Origin of the sequence: Kribbella sp. NBC_00382, assembly GCF_036067295.1 — a bacterium.
Lineage (GTDB): Bacteria > Actinomycetota > Actinomycetes > Propionibacteriales > Kribbellaceae > Kribbella.
Window position 1 is genome coordinate 3,829,932 of record NZ_CP107954.1, and the last position, 16,423, is coordinate 3,846,354.

Below are 16,423 nucleotides of genomic sequence, written 5' to 3' on the forward strand. Positions count from 1 at the left end.
CCGGGAGCACGCCTGCGCACGCTTGGCCCCAGGCGATCAGTTGAGGTTTGTGAGTGGTGGCGGTCCGGCCCTACCTCACGAGATGCGGGAGGCTCCGGTGGAGGGAGTGGCGTCCAAGGCGCTCGGCTTGGTGAAGCCGTGCTCCGCGAAGGCCTTGTCGATAGCAGCAAGGATCTCGGTGGTTGCCGACGCCTCGACCAGGGCGATGATGCAGCCGCCGAAGCCGCCGCCGGTCATGCGGGCGCCGAGGGCACCGGCCGCCAGAGCGGTGTCCACTGCGACGTCGAGTTCGGGGACGGTGATCTCGAAGTCGTCGCGCAACGAGGCGTGCGAGGCGGTGAAGAGCGGCCCGACGTCACGGAGGCGACCCGCGTGCATGAGGGCGACCGCGTCTTCGACTCGGCGGATCTCGGTGACGACGTGGCGGACCCGGCGGCGGGTGACGTCGTCGGACAGCCGGGACAGCGCGTCATCCAGGTCTTCGAAGGCGATCGAGCGGAGGGCCGGTACGCCGAGTTCCGCCGCGGCCTGTTCGCAGGACTTGCGGCGGGCCGCGTACTCGCCGTCGACATGGCGATGCGGGGCCTTCACATCGACGACCAGCAGGGCCAGACCGTCCGCGGGCGGGTCGAAGGGGATCTGCGCCGTCGACATCGCTCGGATGTCGAAGTACAGGGCGTGGCCGGCCGTGCAGCACATCGAGGCCATCTGGTCCATCAGGCCGACCGGTGCACCGACGTACTGGTTCTCGGCGCGCTGAGCCAGCCGCGCCACCTCCGCCGGATCCACCTCAATCGACCGCAATCCCAACAGCGCAACGGCCGTCGCGCACAGCAAGGCGGCCGACGATGACAGCCCGGCGCCCGTCGGCAGGTCCGACTCGACCAGCAGATTGGCGCCACCGATCTCGTACTTGTCCTGCAGCAGCACCCAAGCCGCCCCCGCCGGATAAGCCGCCCAATCCTTCACCGAGCCAGGAGCCAGCGAGTCCAGCGAGAACTCGACCACGTTCTGTTGCCCGGACGACGCCACCGCGATCACACCGTCGGTACGGGCCGAGGCGGTGATGGTGATCTGGTTCGGCAGTGCGATCGGCAGTACCAGGCCGTCGTTGTAGTCGGTGTGCTCACCGATCAGGTTGACCCGCCCGGGCGCCCGCCAGACACCCTCGGCCTCGACCCCGAAGACCTCCACGAACCTGCTCACGAGCCCACCTTCCGCAGCGTCTCGGCGACGTCCTCGGGCAGCGTGTCCGAGATGAACGCGCCCATCCCCGACTCCGACCCCGCGAGGTACTTGATCTTGTCCTGGGCCCGCCGGATCGACAACAGCTCCAGGTGCAGGTAGCCGAGCTCGCGGTCGACTCGTACCGGCGCCGGGTGCCAGGCCGCGATGTAGGGCAGGTCGTCGTCGTACTGGCCGTCGAAGCGGCCAAGTACGTCGAGGTACAGCATGGTGAAGTCGTCCCGCTCCTCCGTGGTCAAGTCGGAGATGTCGGCGACCTGGCGATGCGGATACAGGTGTACTTCGACCGGCCAGCGGGCCGCCTGGGGGACGAAGGCCGTCCAGTTCCCGTTCTCCGCGACGATCCGGCGGCCGTCCTTGCGCTCGGCGGCCAGGATGTCGGCGAAGAGGTTGCTCCCGGCAACTTCCTGGTGCTCGCGGGCACGCGCCATCAGCGTCTTGATCCGCGGCGGCAGGAACGGGTAGGCGTAGATCTGGCCGTGCGGGTGGCTCAGCGTCACGCCGATCTCCCGGCCGCGGTTCTCGAACGGGAAGACGTACTCGACGTCGGGGCGCGCGCTCAGCTCCGCCGTCCGGTCGGCCCAGGCCTCGACGACCAGCCGGGCCTGCCCCTGGGACAGCTCGGTGAAGGACTTGTTGTGGTCGCTGGTGAAGCAGACCACCTCGCACCGGCCGGGTCCGGAGAACGACGGGAACCGGTTCTCGAAGACGGCGACGTTGTAGTCGTGGTCCGGGATCTCGGTCGCGTTGCCCGGCCGGCTGGCGTCCAGCGGGCACTGGTCGGCCGGCGGCAGGTACGTCCGGGTGTTGCGGTGCGTAGCGAAGGTGATGGTGTCACCGGTCAGCGGATCGATCCGGAACTCGGCCAGCGGCTTCGGCGCGGGCAGGCCGCGGCTGTCCTCGAGCGGGACCCGCACGGGTGCGTCGGCCGGGTCGTAGTAGATCAGTTGCCTGCCGTCGGACAGAGTGGTGTCGGTCCGGCGGGCACCGCGAGGGGTGGTGTTCATAGTGAACCATCGTAAACCAACAAATTCGAACATGCATCGTGAGACCCGCCACCGCTACTCTTGATCGATGGACGTCGCCCTACCATCGCGTCCTCTCCTGACTATCCGGAGAGGGCGCTAGGAACTCCCAGCTCATGAACGAGACCCTGCTCAACATCGTCCTGATCTTCGTCTTCGTGCTCATCGGCGGTGTCTTCGCCGCCGCCGAGATGGCGCTGGTCTCCCTGCGGGACAGCCAGCTCAAGTCGATCTCCCAGCGCGGCAAGCGCGGTGAGACGGTGGCCCGCGTCGCCGCGAACCCGAACCGCTTCCTGTCCGCCGTCCAGATCGGCGTCACCCTGATGGGCTTCCTGTCGGCCGCCTTCGGTGGCGCGACGCTGGCCGACGGGCTGTCGCCGCGCCTGCAGAAGCTCGGTCTGCCGGAGTCGGTCGCGAACACCGTCGCCCTGATCCTGATCACCGTCGCCATCTCGTACGTGTCTATCGTGCTCGGCGAGCTGGCGGCCAAACGACTCGCGCTGCAGCGGGCCGAGACCTTCGCGCTCGGCCTGGCGCCGCTGGTCGACCGGATCGCGTCCGGCGCCCGGCCGGTGATCTGGCTGCTGTCCAAGTCGACCGATCTGGTGGTCCGGGCGCTCGGCGGTGACCCGAACGCGAACCGCGAGGTGATGAGCGACGAGGAGCTGCGCGAGATCGTCTCCGCGCATGAGTCGCTGGGCGAAGAGGAACGGCGGATCGTCGACGACGTGTTCGAGGCCGGTGGCCGGCAGTTGCGCGAGCTGATGCTGCCCCGGACCGAGGTGGACTTCGTCGACGCGGAGATGCCGGCGTACAAGGCGGTGAAGTTCGCCGCGGAACGGCCGCACTCGCGCTACCCCGTGATGAACGGCTCGGCCGACGACATCGTCGGCTTCGTGCACGTCCGCGACCTGTTCGATCCCGCGGTCGCGACCCGCTCGGTGCGGGTCGGCGATCTCGCGCGCGAAGTACTGATGCTGCCCGACACCGCCAAGCTGCTGCCGACCCTGACCGAGATGCGCCGGCGCAGCACGCACCTGGCGATCGTGCTCGACGAGTACGGCGGTACCGCCGGCATCGTCACGCTCGAGGACCTGGTCGAGGAGCTGATCGGCGACATCAAGGACGAGTACGACGAGGAGTCGCCGGAGACCACCCGGTTGCGCAGTGGCGACGTCGAGGTGGACGGCCTGCTCAACCTGGACGACTTCGCCGACGAGACCGGCGTCGAGCTGCCGGACGGCCCGTACGAGACCGTGGCCGGTTTCGTCGCCGCCCAGCTCGGCCGGGTCCCGGCGGTCGGTGACGAGGGCGCCGTCGACGGCTACAAACTCACCGTCAAGGAGATGGACGGCCGCCGGGTGGCCCGGGTCCGCGTCCATCGCGTCACACCCGCAGATCAGCTCGCGCCGGAGTCAGCAACGCCAGTCGACTGAGTACCACCAGGCCGCCGACGAAGAAGCCGAGGCCTTGGAAGACCAGGACCGGGATGATGCCGACCGTGTCGCCGAGGGCACCGGCGGCCGCGATCCCGACCAGTACGGCGAGGCCTTCGACCGCGAAGAGAGCACCGAAGACGCGACCGCGCGACGCATCGTCGGTGAGCCGCTGGATCACCGTCATCGACCCGGCGACCACGAAGGCGCCGGGCACCCCGACGACGATCATGCAGACGAAGGCAGGCGCCAAACCGTCCCAGAACAAGGGATACAGGAACATCACCAGGTCGATCAGCCCGAAGGCGACCGCCCCGAACCCCCACAGTTTCGCCGCGGAGAAACGGGAGCCGACAGCCGCGGCGATCAGCCCACCCGCGATCCCGCCGACCGCCTGCGACGAGGTGATCAGCCCGTACGCCGTACCGTCGCCGCCCAGCTCGGCCGAGACGAACGGCGCGAACAAGGTGCTCATCACGCCTTCGCCGACGCCGGTCACCAGCCCGAACACGAACACCAGCCGCAGCGCCGGCCCGCTCAGACAGACCTGGATCCCCTCGACCCACTCGTCCTTCACTCCTCGGACTGCGGCCCGCAACCCGCCGACCGGCTCGACCTTCACCCGCTCCGGGCGATGCCGTACGCCGATCAGCGATGCCATCGCGATCAGGTAGGTCGCCGCATCGACCAAGGCCAGCAGTGGAATCCCACCGGTGGCCGCGAACACACCGCCGACCCCGGCGCCGACCAGCCGCGAGATGTCGTTGGCCTGGCTGTTCAACGAGTTGGCGGTCACCAGTTGCGGCACCTCGACCAGAGCCGGGATCAGCGACTGCTCGGCCGGCCGGAAAAATTGCTGGAGGCAACTCTGCGCGAGGATGACCAGATAGATCACCCAGAGCGTGCTGTCGTCCCGGACCAGCAGTAGCGGCAGCAGCACCAACGCATGCAGGAGATTCGTGATGATCATCGTCCGTCGCCGGTCCCACCGGTCGACGAAGACGCCGGCCACCGAGCCCAGCACCACCAGGGGCAGGAACGACGCCAGCAGCAGTCCACCGGACGCCAGGGTCGAGCCCGTCAACGCATAGACATGGAACGCGAGCCCGATCCGCAGGATCCAGTCGCCGGTCAGCGACACCAGCCCGGCGCTGAGTACCAGCCGATAGTCGCGCCTTTGCGCGAGTACCTCCCAGAGATTCTTCATTGATCCTCCGGATGCACCACGACGATGCGGGTGATCTCGACCAGCCGGCTTCCCGGCGGCCGGGTGGACTTGTCGTCGATCGGGCGCTCGTCCACGTAGCGCATGAGCAGTGCCTGCATCTGCTCCTCGAGCTCCACGAACTCGTCGCGGGTGAGGTAGATCCCGGTCCGCCCGATGCCCGCGTTCTGGCGCCAGGCCGGTTCCTCGGCCGCTCGCCGCTTCTGCCAGATCGCGAGCTCGTCCAGCGCGCGCTCGGCCATCAACTGCTCCAGTACTTCGGCCGCCGCGGCCGCCTCCGGCGAAAGCTCGGTGTCGGTCCACGTCTGCGACGTCGAGACCGCCCGCCACGGCCGCTCGCGGTTGTCCTTACCCTGCGCCGGCTCCACGAAGTCGTACTTCGCCAGCTGCCGCAGGTGATGCGAAGCCAACGCCTGGCTGATCCCCAGCCGCCGGGCCGCATCGGCAGCAGTCAGCGGCCCTTCCCGTCCCAGCAGCGACAGCAGGTCGAGCCGTACCGGGTGAGCCATCGCCCTGATCGCCAGCGGGTCGTCCAGCAACCGCCGCCGGCGAGGATCCTCCGAAGATTCCAAAGACATGCTTGGAATATGCGCCGACCGGAACCCGATGTCAAGCCCTTGCTTGGAATAGGCCGTGCGGAGAGCTCAGCCGGTCGGCTTGCCGGTGTGCTGCGGTTTGGGGGTCCGCGTCGGCTTGGTCGGATGCGGCTTCTTGGTCTTCGTCGGTTCTGCCGACGGCGGCGGTATCGACGGCGGCGGCGACTGCAGTGATGGTGACTGCAGCGGTGGTGACGCCGAGGAGACGACGGCGGTGGCATCGACCGAGGTCGTGGCCGTCAGGGCTGGTCCGCCTACTTGGCCGGTCGTCTTCGGAGCCCCGGCCGGGGGGCGCGTCGAGGCCCGGTAGATCGTCGCGCCCGAGGTTGAGCTGCCGGGAGTGGGCAGGCCTGCGGCCGGTACCGAGGGCTGGTGCTCATCAGTGGCCGGCGGCTTCGAGTTCGTATCGATCAGGATGCCGACAGTCGAGGCGGCCGCGACCGCCAGCACGGCTCCGGCCGCGACGAGCAGACTGCGGGACGGCCGGCGGCGTACCGGAAGTACCGGATCCACGGAGGTCAGGGCGAGAGCTGGAGCCGGTACGCCCGCGGCGACCTGCGCGGCAGTCGGGCGCTGGGCGGGATCCTTGTTCATCATCCAGAACAGCAGCGCCTCGGTCTCACCCGCGCACTGCGGGCGTAGCTCGCTCGGCGGGGTCGCCGTGGTCTGGACGTGCTGGTACATGATCGACGCGGCATCCTCCGCCTGGAAGGGCGGATGGCCGGTCAGCAACTGGTAGAGCACGCAGCCGAGCGCGTACACGTCCGAAGGAGCGCCGGCCGGCTTCCCGATCGCTCGCTCGGGTGCGAGGTAGTGGCTGGTCCCGACGACCTGCCCGGTGGCGGTCAGGGTCGTGGTCGTGTCGCCGAGGATCCGGACGATGCCGAAGTCGGCGACCTTGACCACTCCGTCGTCGGTGACCAGCAGGTTGCCCGGCTTGATGTCGCGATGTACCAGACCGTGCTGGTGAATGGCCCCGAGCCCGGCCGCCGCCTGCCGCACGATCTCCACGGCCCACTCCGGCTCGAGCGGACCCCGCCAGTTCAGCTCCACGCTGAGCGTGTGTCCCTCGACCAGTTCCATCGCGAGGAAGAAGCCGTCCTGGTGCGGCCCGAAGTCGTAGGTGGCGACCACGTAGGGATCGCAGATCATCGCCGCGGCCCGGGCCTCGCGCCGGAACCGTGCCTGAGCTTCAGGCCCCTCCCTCGTCGGGAGCAACAGCTTGATGGCGACGTCGCGGCCCAGCAGTTCGTCCTTGGCGCGGTAGACGGCACCCATCCCGCCGCGACCCACCGGATCTCCGAGCCGATAGCGCCCGGCTACCAGCTCGCCGAGCTTTCCAGGTGACGTCATCCGGGCCTCGTACCCATCCAGACCGGTTGCAAAGCGATTACGACAGGTTATGTAGCCAATCGAGTCCGGACTCGGCGTGCTCGACGATGGTGAAGTGGCTGTCGGCGGGGAGGCTGCGGAGCTCGGCGGTCGGGCAGTGGGCGGCGAGCCAGCGGCCGTGCGAGCTGGGAATGATGCCGTCCCGGTCGCCGTGGAGGAGCAGCGTCGGCGCCACGATCGCGGTCGGGTCGCAGCCCCACGGGGTCACATAGGAGACGTCGTCGTCGATCAGTCCGTACGGTCCGGCATCGAGCCCGCCGCTGGCGACTTTGCCCAGCCAGCCCCACGGACCCTCGAACATCGCGTGGTCCGTAGGCGTGAAGCCGGGGTCGTACTCGACACCAGAAGCCTCCCAGGCCTCCTTCTTCGCGCGCCCGCCGAGCGCCGCCGTCAACGACGCAACCCCCGACGGCACCATCCCGTCGAACCAGTCCAGCCCGTCCACGCCGTACGGCGCGATGGCGGCGAGTGTGACCGCGCCCCGCACCCGCTCACCCAGTACTGCCGCAGTACCCAACGCGTAGGACCCGCCCCCGGAGTACCCGACGACCGCGAACCGGTCGATCCCCAGCGCATCGGCGACCTGCTCCACATCGCCAGCAACGGACGCCATCGTCCGGCCGGGCGCAGGAGTAGAGCCGCCGTACCCGGGCCGGTCGAACGAGATCCACCGCACCCCAAGCCGCTCCGAGGCCGCGAACAACGGCTCCGGCGGCGCACCGAGGTTGGGCGTGCCGTGATGCCAGAAGACCGGCAGGTCGCCCCGGCCGGTGTCGTAGACGTGCAGGGTCCGGCCGTCGCTGAGCTGGAGGTCGGTCTCGTTCATGGCTTCACCTTAGGGTCGATCCGCTGTGTCAGCCGGTACGTCGTACCGGCCCCGATTCACTCGACATTCCCGAAATGTCGAGAACCCGGGTCAGCCTCCGACCTGTGCTGCGAGGATCCACTCGACGGAAGGGAACACAGCCATGAAGTACATGTTGCTCATCCACAGCAACCCGGTGACCTGGGGACATCCGTCCTTCCTGCACACCGAGGAAGGCAAGAAACTGCCCAAGAAGGCCCGCGACGCGCTGGCCGCACAGCTCGACCAGCTGCTCGACGAGTTGCGCGAGCGCGGCGAGCTGATCACGGCCTCACCACTGGCCGCACCGCATGAGACCAAGGTGGTCCGGGTCCGCGAGGGCGTCCGCGCCACCACGGACGGCCCGTACTCCGAGGCGAAGGAGCAACTCGCCGGCGTCTTCATCATCGACGTCGCCACGCCTGAGCGCGCCGAGGACGTCGCGGCCCGGATCCCGGAGGCGCAGCAGTTCGCGATCGAGCTCCGCCCGATCTCCATGTAAACGCACTACGGCCCGGTGACGGAGAGCCACCGGGCCGTAGTACAGGGACGCCTATTAACTGACGAGCCGGGCGTGGTTGTCGTTGGTCGCCAGGGCCGGGTCGAGGACGCCGAGCGCGAGCCAGGTCGCGCCGCCGACGCCGTCGTGCGCGGTCAGCACCTCGCCGTCGAAGTGCTCGTGAATGCTTTGCCGCAGCAACCGGCCGACCGGCGACGATTCACCGGCGACACTGCCGGCCAGCACCAACGGGCCGTTGTCCGACGTTGTCCACAGCCGGCTGACCGTTTCTATGAGCAGTTCTGCTGCGCGTTTCACCAAGGCGTGGGCCGTCTTGTCGTTCTGCTCGTACGCCGACACCACCGGGCGGGCCAGCTCGGCCAGCAGCACCGGTGGACGGGCGTTCACCGTGCGAATCAGGTCGTCACGGAGCAGATCGTAGCCCTCACGCTCCGCGCTGGTGGTCGGATCACGGTCCGGCAGCACGGCCTCGACCACCGCCTCGCCGAGCACGCCGAGCGGCTCGCCCAGATCGATCGCGCGCAGCACGCTGCGCATTGCCTCCCGGCCGAGCCAGAAGCCCGAGCCGTCGTCGCCGAGCAGCCAGCCGTGGCCGCCCGCGGTGCGGACCAGCTCGTGGGCGCGGACCAGTCCGGTGTTGCTGCCGGTGCCCGCGATCAGCACGGTGCCGTCCGGCTCCGGCGTACCGGAGGCGAAGGCGACCTCGAGATCGCCGATGAAGCGCGGTTCGCTGGTCAGTCCGGCGCCGGCCCAGGCCGCGTCGAACTGGGCCTTCACGTCCGGCCGGCCGAGCGCCGAGCCGCCGGCGGTACCGATCACGGCGGCCTGGACGGCGGCCGGATCGATGCCCTCCAGGGCCGCGTGAACCGCCTGGCCGAAGTTGGCCGCGGCGGTCGCCGGGTGGCTGGTCGGGTTTCCGCCGGCCGCGGCCCCGCGGCCTATTACGTTGCCCTCATGGTCCGCGATCACGATCCGGGTGGAGGTGCCGCCGAGGTCGCCGCCCAGGACCAGTGTGGATGCTGGCATCAAGACCACTGATTCCTTTGGTTGCGCGAGTGGGCGTTCGACCGACATAAGCAATGCTCCAAACTGCTCGAAAGAGTCTAGTCGTGAACAACAACAGACAAGGTCACGCAACGGTCCCGATCTGGGAGGAAGAGTGAGATGAGCCTTGACTTTAGCTGTCAGGTGAGAAAAGTTCTGTCCAGCAAACCGCAAACTTGCGCACTTGTCGGCATCAGGTGTGTCGCGGCGATCAATTTAGTCGAGGGGTGGGGCCGCTGATGGCCAGCACGGCAGACGGCAGCAGGCATGCCGCAGGAGGGGATCAAGAGGGTCTGAGCGCGCAGGCCTTTGTTCACGCGCTCACTCCGATCATGGCCGCCGTGACCGAGCAGATCGACGGTCCGATCCAGCAGGCGGCCGAACTGTTCACCACTTCACTGCGCGCCAACGGTGTCATCCAGGCCTTCGGCTCGGGGCACTCCGAGGCGCTCGCGATGGAGATCGCCGGCCGCGCCGGCGGCCTGATCGCGACCAACCGGATCGCGCTGCGCGACCTGGTCCTGCTCGGCGGCGAACCGCCGGAGCTGCTCCGCAGCGCCGAGCTCGAGCGCGACCCGCAGTACTCCCGCAAGCTCTACGAGCTGTCCGCGGCACAATCGGGCGATGTTTTCGTGATCGCCTCCAACTCCGGCGTGAACGGCTCGATCGTCGAGCTCGCCTCAGTGGTGAAGGAGCAGGGCCACCCCCTGATCGCGATCACCTCGCTGCAGCACACCAGCGGGGTCGACTCGCGGCACCCGTCGGGCAAGAAGTTGATCGACTTCGCCGACGTGGTGCTTGACAACCACGCCCCGTACGGCGACTCGGTGCTCGATCTGCCCGATGGGGGCAAGGTCTGCGCCGTGTCCTCCATCACAGCAGCGCTGATTGCGCAGATGCTGGTCGCAGAGGTTCTGCGCCGGCTGACCGAGGCCGGCGAGAAGCCACCGGTCTACCTGTCCGCGAACATCCCGGGCGGCGACGACCACAACCACGCCCTTGAAGCACAGTACGCCGGCCGGATCCGTCGTACTGCTTGAAACACTCTCGGAAGGCGGGACCAATGACCACTCCCAACAACCTGTCGCGGCGGCTGTTCCTGCAGCGCGCGGCGGTCGGCACCCTGCTGGCCACCGGCGGCAGCACGCTCCTGGCAGCCTGCGCCGGCAGCGGCAGCGACGACAGCGGTTCAAGCGGTGGCGGCGCTGACAAGACCGCGGACAACCCGTTCGGTCTGGCCGACAAGGCCACTGTCGACGCGGTGATCTTCAACGGCGGGTACGGCTTCGACTACGTGACGTTCGCGGCCGACATCGCGCAGAAGAAGTTCGCGGGCTCGACGTTCAAGGTCGCGCCGTCCACCCAGATCGCGCAGCAGCTGCAGCCGCGCTTCGTCGGTGGCAACCCGCCGGACCTGATCGACAACTCCGGCGCGAACCAGATCGGCTTCAACACGATCCTGGACCAGCTGGCGACGCTGGACGACGTCTTCGAGGCGAACAACTACGAGGGCACCAAGATCGCCGACACGCTGTACCCGAACGCGAAGAACCCGGGCACCTTCGACGGCAAGTTCGTCGCGATGAACTACGTGCTCACCCTGTACGGCCTGTGGTACTCCGAGAGCCTGTTCAAGGAGAACGGCTGGGAGCCGCCGAAGACCTACGACGGTCTGCTCGAGCTCGGCGCCAAGGCCAAGGCCAAGGGCAAGCACCTGTTCGTCTGGGGCAAGGAAGCCGCCACCTACTACCACACGATGGCCGTCGACGGCGCCATCAAGGAGGGTGGCGACGAGGTCCGGCTGGCGCTGGAGAACCTGAAGGAGAACTGCTGGTCGATGCCGCAGTTCCAGGGCATCTTCAAGGCCATGGAGACGATGGTCAAGAACGGGTACTTCGTGCCCGGTGGCGCCGGTACCCAGTTCACCGCCGCGCAGGCGAAGTGGAGCAACGACCAGCAGGCCATCCTGTACCCCTCGGGCTCGTGGATCGAGAACGAGATGAAGAAGGCCACCAAGGCCGGCTTCAACATGAAGGGCGTCCCGGAGCCGACGCTCACCGAGAGCCCGAAGCTGCCGTACGAGTCGCTGCGCAGCGCGGCCGGCGAGCCGTTCATCGTGCCGGCCAAGGGCAAGAACGTTGCCGGTGGCAAGGAGCTCCTGCGGGCGATGCTGTCCAAGGAGGCGGCGACCAACTTCGCCAAGACCCGGCTCGCGCCGACCATCGTCAAGGGCCTGGTTCCCGCCGACGGCTTCGGTTCGACCGCACTGCAGTCGCAGACCGCGATGCTGGATGCCGCCGGCACCAACATCTTCGACTACCAGGTCTTCGGTCTGTACGGCATGAACACCGACCAGCTCGTGGTCTGGAACTCGTTCCTGTCCGGCGCGACCGACGCGGCCGGCCTGACCAAGGGCCTCCAGCAGATCACCGACAAGGTGAGGAACGACAGTTCCGTCAAGAAGATCCCGGTCACGAAGTGACCGTGACGCCAAATGTTGTGCCGGACGGCGGGCCCCAGCGGCCCGCCGCCCGGCGGCGCCGCCGCCCGCTGACCTTCGACCGGGTCAGCTTCATGGTCGTGTTCCTCGGCCTGCCGCTGGCGGTCTTCGTGGTCTTCGTGGTCTCGCCGTTCGTGCAGGCGCTGTGGTACTCGCTGACCGACTGGTCCGGCTTCAGCTCGAAGATGAACTTCGTCGGCTTCGACAACTACGTCAAGCTGTTCCACGACGACATCTTCCTGAAGGCGGTCCGCAACAACGTCGAGCTGGCGATCGTCGTGCCGATCGTGACGATCGTGCTGGCGCTGACCCTGGCCACGCTGGTGACGATCGGCGGATCGGGCACCGGGACCGTGCGCGGGCTGAAGAACTCCAGCCTCTACCGGATCGTCTCGTTCTTCCCGTACGTGATCCCCGCGATCGTGATCGGCCTGATCTGGGCGCAGGTGTTCACGCCGACCTCGGGCGTGCTGGACGCGCTGCTGTCGAAGGTCGGGCTGCACGGCTTCGACGACTACGCGTGGCTGGGTGACGCCCGGACCGCGATGCCGGTCTCGATGTTCGTGATGGTCTGGGGCTTCGTCGGCTTCTACATGGTGCTGTTCATCGCCGCCATCCGGGGCATCGACCCCGAGGTGTTCGAGGCGGCCCGGATCGACGGCGCCGGCCGGTTCCGGACCGCGATCTTCCTGACCGTGCCGCTGATCCGTGACAACGTGCAGACGGCCTACATCTATCTCGGGATCGCCGCCCTCGACGCCTTCGTCTACATGCAGGCGCTGAACCCCGGCGGTGGCCCGCAGAACTCGACCCTCGTGATGCCGCAGCAACTGTTCACCACGGCCTTCGCCAAGGGGCAGTTCGGGTACTCGACAGCGATGGGCGTGATCCTGGCCGTGGTGACGATGCTGTTCGCGCTGCTGGTCTTCACAGTGAACACCCTGACCGGCGGAAGCAACCGGATAGCGAAGGGACGCCGATGACTACCACCGCCGCCGACCGGGTCGACGTCGTCGCCGGGTCCCGCGCGCCCCGGAAGCGGGGCCGCGAGGGCAGAGGCGTGGCGACGACCGCCCACATCGCGCTGATCCTGTGGTCGCTGCTGGTGATCCTGCCGCTGGTGTGGACCGTGCTGTCCTCGTTCAAGTCGACGCAGGAGGTGCTGGGCAACCCGCTGGCACTGCCGGGCAAGCTGCGCTTCAGCAACTACGAGACCGCGTGGACGACCGCCGGTATCGGCCGGTACTTCACCAACACCGTGATCGTGGTGACGTCCGCGCTGGTCCTGGTGATGATCCTCGGGGCCATGTGCGCGTACGTGCTGGCCAGGTTCTCGTTCCGCGGCAACCGGCTGATCTACTACTCGATGCTGGCCGGCCTGACGTTCCCGGTCTTCCTGGCGATCGTGCCGCTGTTCTTCGTGCTGAAGAACCTGTCACTGCTGAACACCCTGCCAGGGTTGATCATCACGTACGTGGCGTTCGCGCTGCCGTTCACCGTGTTCTTCCTGCACAGCTTCTTCAAGGCGCTGCCGGGCGAGATCTACGAGGCGGCGCAGATCGACGGCGCCGGCGAATGGCGCACGTTCTTCTCGGTGATGCTGCCGATGGCCCGCCCCGGCATGGCCTCGGTCGCCATCTTCAACTTCCTGGGCCTCTGGAACCAGTTCCTCCTCCCAGTAGCCCTGAACACCGACTCGAAGAACTACGTCCTCTCCCAGGGCATGGCCTCCTTCGCCTCCCAAGCCGGCTACGCAGTCGACTTCGGCGCCCTGTTCGCGGCCGTGGTCATCACCGTCGCCCCGGTCCTGGTCGTCTACATCATCTTCCAGCGCCAACTCCAGGTCTCCGTCACCGCCGGAGGCGTGAAGTAGGGCATAAGTTAGGTTAGGGGAACCTAATATCGACTGTGAGGTTCCCCTATGCGTTCCATCCTCCGGCCGCTCGCGCTGCTGGTCGCTCTGCCGTTGTTCGCACTCACCGCTTGTGGTGGGGGTGAGGACAAGGGGACGACCGATCAGCCGCAAGCGGCCGGTGGTGCGTTTCCGGTGTCTATCAAGAACAAGTTCGGGACGGCTGAGATCAAGGCGGCGCCTCAGCGTGTAGTCGTGGTCGGGCTGGTGGAGCAGGATGCGTTGCTGGCGTTGGGGGTGACGCCGGTGGCTACGACCGAGTGGTTCGGGGACAAGCCAGGAGCCTTGTTTCCTTGGGCCCAGGCGAAGCTCGGTGATGGGGCTGTGCCGCAGGTGTTGAGTGACAAGGACGGGATTCAGTTCGAGAAGGTCGCGGCGTTGCAGCCGGATCTGATCGTCGGGTTGTACTCGGGGATCACCGCGGACGATTACAAGAAGCTCAGTGCGCTCGCGCCGACGGTCGCCCAGCTGTCCGGGGCGCCGGACTACGGGGTCGGGTGGCAGGACATCACCAGGACGGTCGGGCAGGCGGTCGGCAAGGCTACGGAGGCCGACGAGCTGATCAAGGGGGTCGAGGGGCAGTTCGCGAAGGTTCGCGCCGAGCACCCCGAGTTCAAGGGCAAGACCGCGATCATGGCTTCGCCGTACGACGGGTACTTCGTCTACGGCAGCCAGGACCCGCGCTCGCGGCTGCTGACCGATCTCGGCTTCACCCTCCCGGCCGATCTCGACAAGCTGCTCGGTGGCAAGTTCGGCGCCAACATCAGTACCGAGAAGGCCGCTCTGCTGGACCAGCAGGCGATCGTCTGGTTCCCGTCCAAGGGTGGTACCGCCAAACTGCTCGCAGACCCGGTCTACAAGGCCCTCAATGTGGCCAAGCAGGGCCGCGGGGTCTACATCGAAGAGGACTACGGCAACGACCTCTACGGCGCCACCAGCTTCGTCTCGGTGCTCAGCCTGCCGACCGTACTGGACCAACTGGTGCCCAAGCTCGCCAAGGCGGTCGACGGCGACCCGGCGACCACATAATTTCGAGGTTATGACGAAGTGAAACCCGCCCGGGTGTGGCAGAGAGCCCGGGCGCTGGCAGAATCGGGCGCATGTCAGCAGCCGTCCCTGGGGACACCCCTGTGCAGGCCGCCGGATCCGAGCGACGCCCGCGCGTGCTCTCCGGTATCCAGCCGACCGCGGATTCCTTCCACTTCGGCAACTACCTGGGCGCGGTCCGCCAGTGGGTGGCGCTGCAGGAGGACCACGACGCGTTCTACTGCGTGGTCGACCTGCACGCGATCACGGTCGAGTACGACCCGAAGGTACTGCGGGAGCGCACCCGCCGGTCGGCCGCGCAGCTGCTGGCCGCCGGGATCGACCCGGAGCGGTCGACGCTGTTCGTCCAGTCGCACGTGCCCGAGCACGCCCAGCTGGGCTGGGTGCTCGGCTGCATCACCGGCTTCGGCGAGGCCAGCCGGATGACCCAGTTCAAGGACAAGTCCGCCAAGGGCGGCGCGGACCGGGCCACCGTCGGGCTGTTCACCTACCCGATTCTGCAGGCCGCGGACATCCTGATCTACCAGGCCGACCGGGTCCCGGTCGGCGAGGACCAGCGCCAGCACCTGGAGCTGACCCGCGACCTGGCGCAGCGGTTCAACCACCGGTTCGGCAAGACCTTCCGGCTGCCCGAGCCGTACATCGTCAAGGAGACCGCGAAGATCTCCGACCTGCAGGAGCCGACCGCGAAGATGAGCAAGTCGGCCTCGTCGCCGGCCGGCATCATCGAGCTGCTCGACGACCCCAAGGTGAGCGCGAAGAAGATCCGGTCCGCCGTCACGGATTCAGGTCGCGACGTGGTCTTCGACCCGGAGAACAAGGCCGGCGTCGCGAACCTGCTGACCATCTACTCCGCCCTCAGCGGCAAGAAGATCTCTGAACTGGAGGACGAGTACGCCGGCCGCGGCTACGGCGACTTCAAGAAGGACCTGGCCGAGCAGGTGGTCGAGTTCGTCACCCCGTTCCGGGAGAAGACGCTGGAATACCTGGACGACAAGGCCCAGCTGGACTCGATCCTGGCCGCCGGCGCCGAGCGCGCCCGGGCGGTGACCGAGCCGACCCTGCAGCGGGTCTACGACCGGCTCGGCTTCGTGCCCGGTCCAGTGCAGGGCCGGTAGATGGCGACGATCGGTGTGGCGATTCCGATCGCGGAACCGTACGGCACCGAGCTGCAGAAGTACCGGGCCGAGTTCGGCGATCCGATGGCGGCCTCGATCCCGACCCACGTCACGCTGCTGCCGCCGACGGACGTGCCCGACGAGGATCTGGCCGTGATCGACGAGCACCTGCTGGCGGTGGCGGCCCGGTTCCCGAGCTTCCGGATCCGGCTGCGCGGTACGGCGACCTTCCGGCCGATCTCGCCGGTGGTGTTCGTGCCGCTGGCCGAGGGGATCTCGTCGTGTGAGGTGCTGCAGTCGCAGGTCCGCTCCGGCCCGTTGGAGGTCGCGCTGCGATTCCCGTACCACCCGCACGTGACGGTGGCCCACGACCTGGAGAAGGACGCCCTGGACCGCGCGTACGACGCGTTGTCGGAGTACGACGTGGCCTTCGACGTGGCAGCCTTCAGCCGGTACGAGCACGGCGCCGACGGCGTGTGGCGGCCGCAGCGGTCGTTCCCGCTGGCAGGGTAGGACTTC

At 67.9% G+C, this 16,423-nt stretch carries 16 protein-coding genes; 9 read left to right on the forward strand and 7 right to left on the reverse strand.

Features of this window, described 5'->3' with window-relative positions:
• Positions 1-75: 75 nt before the first annotated feature.
• Both galK and galT read right to left on the reverse strand, forming a co-directional pair.
• Positions 76-1,206, reverse strand: coding sequence for a galactokinase (gene galK, locus OHA70_RS18760; protein ID WP_328334290.1), 1,131 nt, complete (start codon positions 1,204-1,206; stop codon positions 76-78).
• Positions 1,203-2,252, reverse strand: coding sequence for a galactose-1-phosphate uridylyltransferase (gene galT, locus OHA70_RS18765; protein WP_328334292.1), 1,050 nt, complete (start codon positions 2,250-2,252; stop codon positions 1,203-1,205). The genes galK and galT overlap by 4 nt, the downstream gene beginning before the upstream one ends.
• A 134-nt stretch (positions 2,253-2,386) precedes the next feature.
• Here galT and OHA70_RS18770 point away from each other — a divergent pair, with 134 nt between their 5' ends.
• Positions 2,387-3,706: a hemolysin family protein gene (locus tag OHA70_RS18770; RefSeq protein ID WP_328334294.1), complete on the forward strand. Its 1,320-nt coding sequence runs from the start codon at positions 2,387-2,389 to the stop codon at positions 3,704-3,706.
• On the opposite strand, the gene OHA70_RS18775 is transcribed toward OHA70_RS18770, so the two are convergent.
• The 4 genes from OHA70_RS18775 to OHA70_RS18790 form a co-directional block, all read right to left on the reverse strand.
• Complete coding sequence (locus OHA70_RS18775; protein WP_328334296.1) at positions 3,657-4,913, reverse strand: MFS transporter; 1,257 nt, start codon at positions 4,911-4,913, stop codon at positions 3,657-3,659. The two genes, OHA70_RS18770 and OHA70_RS18775, sit on opposite strands and share 50 nt — an antisense overlap.
• Positions 4,910-5,509 carry a winged helix-turn-helix domain-containing protein gene (locus tag OHA70_RS18780; RefSeq protein ID WP_328334299.1) on the reverse strand — a complete coding sequence of 200 codons (600 nt, stop codon included), beginning with the start codon at positions 5,507-5,509 and terminating at the stop codon, positions 4,910-4,912. The genes OHA70_RS18775 and OHA70_RS18780 overlap by 4 nt, the downstream gene beginning before the upstream one ends.
• A gap of 66 nt (positions 5,510-5,575) precedes the next feature.
• Positions 5,576-6,880 (reverse strand): serine/threonine-protein kinase, encoded by a 1,305-nt coding sequence (locus OHA70_RS18785; protein ID WP_328334301.1) that lies wholly within the window; start codon positions 6,878-6,880, stop codon positions 5,576-5,578.
• A 37-nt stretch (positions 6,881-6,917) separates the two neighbouring features.
• On the reverse strand, positions 6,918-7,745 hold the full coding sequence (locus tag OHA70_RS18790; protein ID WP_328334303.1) for an alpha/beta fold hydrolase: 828 nt from the start codon (positions 7,743-7,745) through the stop codon (positions 6,918-6,920).
• A 142-nt stretch (positions 7,746-7,887) separates the two neighbouring features.
• Here OHA70_RS18790 and OHA70_RS18795 point away from each other — a divergent pair, with 142 nt between their 5' ends.
• Positions 7,888-8,265, forward strand: coding sequence for a YciI family protein (locus OHA70_RS18795; RefSeq protein WP_328334305.1), 378 nt, complete (start codon positions 7,888-7,890; stop codon positions 8,263-8,265).
• A 54-nt stretch (positions 8,266-8,319) separates the two neighbouring features.
• On the opposite strand, the gene OHA70_RS18800 is transcribed toward OHA70_RS18795, so the two are convergent.
• A complete protein-coding gene (locus OHA70_RS18800) occupies positions 8,320-9,309 on the reverse strand; it encodes an N-acetylglucosamine kinase (protein WP_328334307.1) in 990 nt (329 codons plus the stop codon).
• A 257-nt stretch (positions 9,310-9,566) separates the two neighbouring features.
• Between OHA70_RS18800 and OHA70_RS18805 the strand changes: the two genes are divergently transcribed.
• The 7 genes from OHA70_RS18805 to OHA70_RS18835 all read left to right on the forward strand — a co-directional run bounded on the left by OHA70_RS18805 (position 9,567) and on the right by OHA70_RS18835 (position 16,417).
• Complete coding sequence (locus OHA70_RS18805; protein ID WP_328334309.1) at positions 9,567-10,367, forward strand: SIS domain-containing protein; 801 nt, start codon at positions 9,567-9,569, stop codon at positions 10,365-10,367.
• Positions 10,368-10,390: 23 nt separating this feature from the next.
• On the forward strand, positions 10,391-11,809 hold the full coding sequence (ngcE, locus tag OHA70_RS18810) for an N-acetylglucosamine/diacetylchitobiose ABC transporter substrate-binding protein (protein WP_328334311.1): 1,419 nt from the start codon (positions 10,391-10,393) through the stop codon (positions 11,807-11,809).
• Positions 11,810-11,811: 2 nt separating this feature from the next.
• On the forward strand, positions 11,812-12,810 hold the full coding sequence (locus OHA70_RS18815) for a carbohydrate ABC transporter permease (RefSeq protein WP_328334313.1): 999 nt from the start codon (positions 11,812-11,814) through the stop codon (positions 12,808-12,810).
• Positions 12,807-13,700, forward strand: a complete 894-nt coding sequence (locus tag OHA70_RS18820; RefSeq protein ID WP_328334315.1) for a carbohydrate ABC transporter permease — start codon at positions 12,807-12,809, stop codon at positions 13,698-13,700. Before OHA70_RS18815 ends, OHA70_RS18820 begins: the two co-directional genes overlap by 4 nt.
• A gap of 48 nt (positions 13,701-13,748) precedes the next feature.
• Positions 13,749-14,768: an iron-siderophore ABC transporter substrate-binding protein gene (locus tag OHA70_RS18825; protein ID WP_328334317.1), complete on the forward strand. Its 1,020-nt coding sequence runs from the start codon at positions 13,749-13,751 to the stop codon at positions 14,766-14,768.
• A gap of 71 nt (positions 14,769-14,839) precedes the next feature.
• The gene (gene trpS, locus OHA70_RS18830; protein WP_328334319.1) at positions 14,840-15,904 is read left to right on the forward strand and encodes a tryptophan--tRNA ligase; all 1,065 of its coding nucleotides are present in this window, start codon (positions 14,840-14,842) and stop codon (positions 15,902-15,904) included.
• On the forward strand, positions 15,905-16,417 hold the full coding sequence (locus OHA70_RS18835) for a 2'-5' RNA ligase family protein (RefSeq protein WP_328334320.1): 513 nt from the start codon (positions 15,905-15,907) through the stop codon (positions 16,415-16,417).
• Positions 16,418-16,423: the final 6 nt, after the last annotated feature.